Origin of the sequence: Exiguobacterium sp. s102 (assembly GCF_018618635.1) — a bacterium.
GTDB classification, from domain to species: domain Bacteria; phylum Bacillota; class Bacilli; order Exiguobacteriales; family Exiguobacteriaceae; genus Exiguobacterium_A; species Exiguobacterium_A oxidotolerans.
The window spans coordinates 1-3,475 of record NZ_JACSML010000016.1; the positions used below are offsets into that span (position 1 = coordinate 1).

At 41.5% G+C, this 3,475-nt stretch carries 4 protein-coding genes; 1 reads left to right on the forward strand and 3 read right to left on the reverse strand.

Annotated features, from left to right (window positions below; all coding sequences use genetic code 11):
• The 3 genes from mobV to KNQ02_RS15430 all read right to left on the reverse strand — a co-directional run.
• A partial coding sequence (gene mobV, locus KNQ02_RS15420) for a MobV family relaxase (protein WP_251135100.1) occupies positions 1 to 1,542 on the reverse strand: 1,542 nt, incomplete at its 3' end.
• Between the two features lie 288 nt (positions 1,543 to 1,830).
• On the reverse strand, positions 1,831 to 2,031 hold the full coding sequence (locus KNQ02_RS15425; RefSeq protein ID WP_214809133.1) for a hypothetical protein: 201 nt from the start codon (positions 2,029 to 2,031) through the stop codon (positions 1,831 to 1,833).
• Positions 2,032 to 2,069: 38 nt separating this feature from the next.
• Positions 2,070 to 3,128, reverse strand: a complete 1,059-nt coding sequence (locus tag KNQ02_RS15430; RefSeq protein WP_214809136.1) for a protein rep — start codon at positions 3,126 to 3,128, stop codon at positions 2,070 to 2,072.
• Positions 3,129 to 3,213: 85 nt separating this feature from the next.
• Here KNQ02_RS15430 and KNQ02_RS15435 point away from each other — a divergent pair.
• On the forward strand, positions 3,214 to 3,475 hold a 262-nt coding region (locus KNQ02_RS15435; protein ID WP_214809140.1), incomplete at its 3' end, for a hypothetical protein.

The following is a 3,475-nucleotide window of genomic DNA, read 5'->3' on the forward strand; positions in this document are numbered from 1 at the left end:
TCGTTCCATCCCTCTGTCTTTTTCCTTGTGCAATTCTTTTCGATGCATCTTCTCAAAATCGCCTTCAGGCGTTTTTTCCCTCACCTTATCGATCAGCTCTTTAAACGTCTGTTTAAAAGCCACAGAACCCTTTGTACGCTCTTTTACGAACTGTTTAACACTTTGGTAGACGAATTTGATTTCGAGCTTTAAATCGCTTATATGAGCCTTTAAATCCTTATTTTCTTCTTTCAGCTGTCGATTTTCAGCAGAAACTCCCTGAAACTCCTTGTAAAGCGAGTCAAAGGCATCTCCCAAGTCCGATTGTTCTACCCGTAATTCTTGATTTTCCTTCACCAAATCCGTTTTTTGCAAACGCTCGTACTCACTTTTCACTTTCTGGGCCGCCGCAACTGTTCCATGCAGCCTTTTCAGTTCCTCGGGCGAAATCACATAGTTTTTGGTTTCTTTTTTTACGATTTCCGGTTTTCCGAACATTTTGGGCGTAACCGTGGTTTTGACCTCTTTGCCCTTTACCGTGATTTCCACTTTTCCTTCCGGAAGCTTTTGGCTGATTTCCAAGAATTCTTTTTTCTTGTCTTCCAGTTTTTTTTCTAGCAATTCAATGCCTTTGCTCATTTTCTCTTTTTCTTCCGCAATTTGATCGCTGTATTTTTTCAGCTCTTTCACATCTTCGATGCCAATCGTTTTGTCATTCAAAACGCCTTCTCGGTAAATGCCAGGAAGTTCAGCTTGCAGAAAAACATCTAAGTCCTGGTGAAAATTCTGTAATTCTTTTCGAGTCAGCACTTCCTTGGCTGACACTTTTTCATACTGTTTCTTTTCGTCCCAAACGACCGGCACAAAATCAAAGTGCATGTGTGGAGTCGTCTCGTCCACGTGCACATTTGCCGAAACTACATTTTTTTCACCACCGTACCGATCGGCTAAAAATTCATAGGTCTTCTCAAAAAATTCCCGTTGGTCATTTTCCGGAGCCCCTTTTAAATTTTCGGGCAAAGTGACGACCCATTCGCAACAGGCTTTCACATCTTTCCGTTTCATGCAGTAAACTTCTTTCAACCGGTCCTGAAGTCGTGAAAGTGTATCCCCATCTTTTTGGCACAAATCATAATTCAAATATGACCGGTCCACATCAATATTTTTGTTGGAATGATTTTCTGTTTTTCGGTCCAAATGAATTGATAATCCCTGCATGTTGGCTACCGTGTATTTTGAAACGTGTGCCATCATGAACCACCTCACTTTGCTAGAAAAAGCATACCACGGAATAAGAGCCAAAACAATTTGGTATATCACGCTATACCAGAATTCTTCTGGTCGTGCTCTGCGAGGCGAAAAGCAAGGGAGAGAAAATCGCTCTCCCCCAAAGTCAAAAGCAAAAAAAGCATCGCCTGCAGCCGTCGCTTTTTCCCGAGCAAGAATGTCATTTTCACCGTTGCGTTTTTCCGCAACGGTTGCAAATTTCATTCCCAATTCCAACAGCCCAAAGGGCTTTTTTGAAAGCAAGGATCGGGTAGTATTTTTGAGAAGTACGCTCAAAAATCTCCACCCTTTCCTCCTTGCTTTCAAAAATTTGTCGGAGGTTCGGCTCACGCCAAGCCGATAAACCTAAAACGAAGTTTCAGTTTTTCCGGCTTGCATTTGCCATTATGCCCCGACAAACCGCCATCGCTTCCGAGCGAAAAATTCACTTGTTCCATGTGAATTGACACACTGAAACCCGCCTTCACCTCAACCCTAAAACAAAGGGAAAAGCAAAAACAAAAAAGAGTAGTCAAAGCTACTCTTTTCTAAAACGTTTACTAAACAATCGCACCCTATTGTTTCTCAACCTTTATCTAAAATCTTAAGTAACCAACTAGCAGCAAACAATAAAAATGAAATTTGGGTTACGACAAAGAAGAAAAATTCAACTTTAGTCAATTTCCTTTCCTTTTTGGTTTTTTTGAAATGAAAATAATAATAAATTGCACATATGAGTAAAGCTATACCTGAAAATTGATATATGCTTTCCAGTATTTCGTTCAAGAAAACCCTCCTCCGTTAAATGACTCGTTTATTAAAGATTAACCTCTCTTAATCACATAATTATTTAAACCAACATGCCAGTAAGCCATTACATCGACAGCCCCATTGGCCACCTCGTCCGAATCCTCGTCCACGTGAATCAGATCCCCGTCCTCGGCATCTTCCAAATTCAATTCCTTGTGAATCTCTTTCAGCAGACCGCCGTAAGAAATCAGCCGTTTGTAAGCCAACGCCTTGTCCAAGTCTTCGACCGTCTGGATATTTTCATCGGTCACTTTATTCCCTCGTATCACATCGGTATCTTTCACTGGATACTTGGACACTTCAAAAATGGCGTTCTGTTCAGCAATCACTTTTTTCATTTCGTTTTCGACTTCTACAAAGTCCGTGGCTTCTCTTTTCGGTTTAACTTTCGCCACATGGACAATTGGCGTATAGTCGATTTTCATTGCCCGCTGCCACATGTCCGTCCATTCCGATTGTTTGATATAATTCCGCCCGAAATAATCATTCGGTACAGCCAGCAAGACATGGAAATGTGGGTGATATGTGCCGTACCATTCGCTTTCCTTGTCCCAGTTCCGTGTGACTTCCATCGCTCGGAAATAACCTTTTACGGACTTTTGAAAACGGGCGTATTTGGTAAAACGGTTGAATGCTTTCGTCATCTGATCCATAGTATTTTTTAAATCTTCGCCTTCGACATTTCGAACAGTCAGCGTAAGGAAAACCCATTTCACTTTTTCCCGTTCGTTCACCACTTGGACGATTTTCTTGTTTTGAAAAGCAATTTTCAATGAACGTCGCCAGTTGCACATCGGGCATAACCTCGCTTTGCAGAAGTAGGCTTGATAGAGCTTCAAGCGTCCATCTTTCATTTTAAACACCAAATAATTTCCGCAATCATACATGCGCTCGGCTTTCTTCGCCAACTCTTCGACGGCTTCATGATGCTGTGCCATCAACAGGGAACGTTTCTTTTTTCCCTTCCAATCCCGTTCTTTTCCCTCGCTGTTTTTGTCGCTCAGGATTTCAACACCAGTTTCTCTGCTTGATAAAACGGGTTTATCTATGCTATTATCGGGATACAAATTCATGTAAAACCTCGCCTTCTGGTGAGGATAAAAAAACCCACCCTTTGATTGGAATTCGACACTTTAATCATAGCAGGTGGGTTTTTACATGTCAAAAACAGTTGAAACCCTTGTGGCTCTAAGTCCGAAGGTGTATTTTCACCAGTCTAGTTGTTTCTATATGTATCAAGATAAGAAAAAACAGCTCCAAACCCTTGCTACGCAAGGCTTCGAAGCCAAAACAAAAACACGCCCTTTCAGGCGCGTTTTTTCAAAAACCTATCGTTCCATCCCTCTGTCTTTTTCCTTGTGCAATTCTTTTCGATGCATCTTCTCAAAATCGCCTTCAGGCGTTTTTTCCCTCACCTTAT